At 27.2% G+C, this 3,041-nt stretch carries 4 protein-coding genes; 3 read left to right on the top strand and 1 reads right to left on the bottom strand.

Features of this window, described 5'->3' with window-relative positions; all coding sequences use genetic code 11:
- A partial coding sequence (gene pyrE / locus U9R42_06955; protein MEA3495758.1) for an orotate phosphoribosyltransferase occupies nucleotides 1–520 on the bottom strand: 520 nt, incomplete at its 3' end.
- 301 nt (nucleotides 521–821) lie between these two features.
- On the opposite strand from pyrE, the gene U9R42_06950 reads away from it, so the two are divergent.
- From U9R42_06950 to U9R42_06940, 3 genes are all read left to right on the top strand, one after another.
- Nucleotides 822–1,118 (top strand): metalloregulator ArsR/SmtB family transcription factor, encoded by a 297-nt coding sequence (locus U9R42_06950; protein ID MEA3495757.1) that lies wholly within the window; start codon nucleotides 822–824, stop codon nucleotides 1,116–1,118.
- Between the two features lie 44 nt (nucleotides 1,119–1,162).
- Nucleotides 1,163–2,284, top strand: a complete 1,122-nt coding sequence (locus tag U9R42_06945) for an alanine racemase (protein ID MEA3495756.1) — start codon at nucleotides 1,163–1,165, stop codon at nucleotides 2,282–2,284.
- A 107-nt stretch (nucleotides 2,285–2,391) separates the two neighbouring features.
- Nucleotides 2,392–3,041, top strand: a 650-nt coding sequence (locus U9R42_06940; protein ID MEA3495755.1) for a hypothetical protein, incomplete at its 3' end; no start/stop codon positions are given.

The following is a 3,041-nucleotide window of genomic DNA, read 5'->3' as shown; positions in this document are numbered from 1 at the left end:
ATTTAATATTATTGTTTTCAGCATTTTCCTTTGAAATATTAAAATCATAAGTAAAAATGGCAATTAAACCACTAACTTTATAATTATCATTTTTTAGTTTTATTACAACATCAAAACTACTTTTACCCGTTGATATTAAATCTTCAACAACAACAATTTTGTCTTTTTTATCAAGTTTACCCTCAATAATATTTTTTCTTCCGTGGTCTTTTGCTTTTGTTCTGGCATAAGCCATTGAAATATTCAACAAATCACTAACAAGTGCGGCATGAGGAATTCCTGCTGTTGCCACACCAACAATTGATTCGGTATTTTTGAACTTATCATTAATTAATTCAAATAACTTCATCTTTATAAAAGTCCTTTCACTGGGAAAAGACAATAAAGTTCTGTTATCACAATAAATTGGAGATTTCCATCCCGATGCCCAAGTAAATGGATTATTGGGTTTTAAAATTACTGCTTCTCTTTCAAGTAATATTTGTGCAACCTGATGTGCTATTTTGTTATCATAAATCATATTGCAAATATAATTATATTCTACTTAGTGCCTCTTAGAAAAAATCTATTTTTATAAAATTCATTATTTTTTACCTGCCTATGCCGTCAAGCAAGTGAGATTTTTACTTTTTGGAAATGAGCTGATACCTTTGCATCAGTGATTTTAGAAAAATAAAAAAACGCAAAAAGAAACATTTTTAATTTTGTAGATTTTTCTTAGAGACACTACTTAAATAAAAATATTTAAATATCTATAAAATCAAATTATTATATTACATTTGTGGCAATATATAATTCATTATAATATTAAAAAATATAAGATGTTAAAAAATTCCTTAGACCTTGAGAAGTTAGAATGTATGGCAACTAAACTTCGCACAATAGGACACCCACTACGAATAGCCATTGTTGATATGCTTGAAAAAAACAAAGAAATGACTGTTACCGATATTCAAAAACGACTAAACATCGGTCAGGCGGCAACTTCAAATCACCTAAGAGTACTTAAAAACCAAAGAATTGTAAAATCTGTTAGAGATGGGAAAAAGAAGATTTATTCACTAAAGTTTTTACAATTATCAGAAATAATAAATTGCATTGAAAAATGCACGGATTAGTGAGAGTGCTATAAAACTGAATCAAAATAAAAACATTTAATATTTTGTCTGTTTCAATAACAAAACCCGAATTGTTAATTGATAAAAAGAAATGTATTCAAAATATTGAATTAATGCTTTTAAAAGCAAAAAAACACAACTTACAATTTCGTCCTCATTTTAAAACACACCAATCTGCGGAAATTGGAAGGTGGTTTATGGATTATGGTGTTTCTAAAATCACTGTTTCCTCTGTTGAAATGGCTGAATATTTTTCTGATAAAGGATGGGAAAATATTACAATTGCTTTTCCTGTCAATATTCCTGAGTTAGACAAAATTGACATTTTAGCAAAAAAGATTAAACTTAATTTGCTTGTTGCAAATTATGAAAGTGTCAAATTTATAAATAATGTATTAACAAACAAAGTTAGCATTTTCATAAAAATTGATACAGGCTATCATCGCTCAGGCATTTCTGCTGATGATTTTAAGCAAATAGGTCAAACAATAAAAGAAATTAAAAAAGGCAAACATTTGTTTTGCGGATTTTTAACTCACTCAGGAAATACTTATGATGCTAAGAATACAAGAGAGATTTTAAAAATACATTCCGATTCAAAAGAAAAGCTTGTTTTATTAAAAAAACATTTTGAAAAAAAGTCAAAAAATATTATTGTTTCAATTGGAGACACACCCTCTTGTACCCTTGCAGAAAATTTTAATGGCGTAAATGAAATTCGACCCGGCAATTTTGTTTTTTTTGATCTAATGCAAGAAAAATTAGGAGTCTGTTCTTATGAACAAATTGCTGTTTCAATGGCTTGCCCTGTAGTTGACAAGCAGCCTGAAAGAAATGAAATTGTAATTTATGGAGGAGCAGTTCATTTTTCAAAAGAATATATTTTTGATGAAAAAGGAAATAAAATTTTTGGAAGAGTTGTAAAATTAAATTCAGAATCTTGGTCAAATCCTCTTAATAATGCATACTTAAAATCAATGTCACAGGAACATGGAATTATTAAATTGGAAAAAGAAGATTTTGACAAAATAAAAATTGCTAGTATTATTGGGATATTGCCTGTTCATTCATGCCTGTCATCAAACAATATGAATTCATATCTTGATTTTGAAGGGACAGGTATAAGCAAATTTAATTACCCGCAGAATTTAAGGGAGGTTCTTTAACATAAAATAAAAAAGTAAAAGGATTCTTTTTGACATAAGAACTTAATATTTCCTACTTTTGTTACTGTTTTGAAATTTAGATTATTGTATTTAAAACTTTAAAGAAATTGTTAAAACATTTAAAAACCAGACATCCGATAATTTATTTAGTACTTCTTCTATATAGCTTTTTGGTAAACGGAGTACTATATTTTAAAGCGGATATTATTCCGCCTATTGATCACTCATTTATTTGTGAATTATTAAAATGTAACATTTCATTACTCCCTCAAAATTTTCTTGTAACTATATCAATTTTACTTGTAATTATACAAGCAATTTTTATAAACAAAATCATCATCCGTTTTAATCTTATTGGAGAACGGAACACAATTCCATCATTTATTTATGTTTCTCTCCTTGCTATTTTTCCAAAATCAATAATTTTAGGACCTTCAATTTTATCAATGTTTCTTGTTTTAGAAATAATAAGAAATCTGCTCAACCTATTTGACAAGGAAAATGCAATTCAAAAGTTATTTTTCATTTCTTTAATTATAGGATTGACTTCACTAGTATATTCTCCACTAATATTTTTAATCGTACTTCTTTTTATTACCTTCCCAATACTAAAAAGACCTTCTTTGTGGGAATTGTCAATTATTCCAATCGGACTTTTTGTTTCGTTTTACTTGTTTTTCTTTTATTTTTATATAAACAATAATCTTTCGGAAGTAATAAATTTATTTTTAAATTCATTTCCATTATGGAAATACAG

Source organism: Bacteroidota bacterium, from assembly GCA_034723125.1.
Lineage (GTDB): Bacteria > Bacteroidota > Bacteroidia > CAILMK01 > JAAYUY01 > JAYEOP01.
Note: the sequence above shows the minus strand (reverse complement) of the source record. Positions and strands in the feature narration are given on the sequence as shown.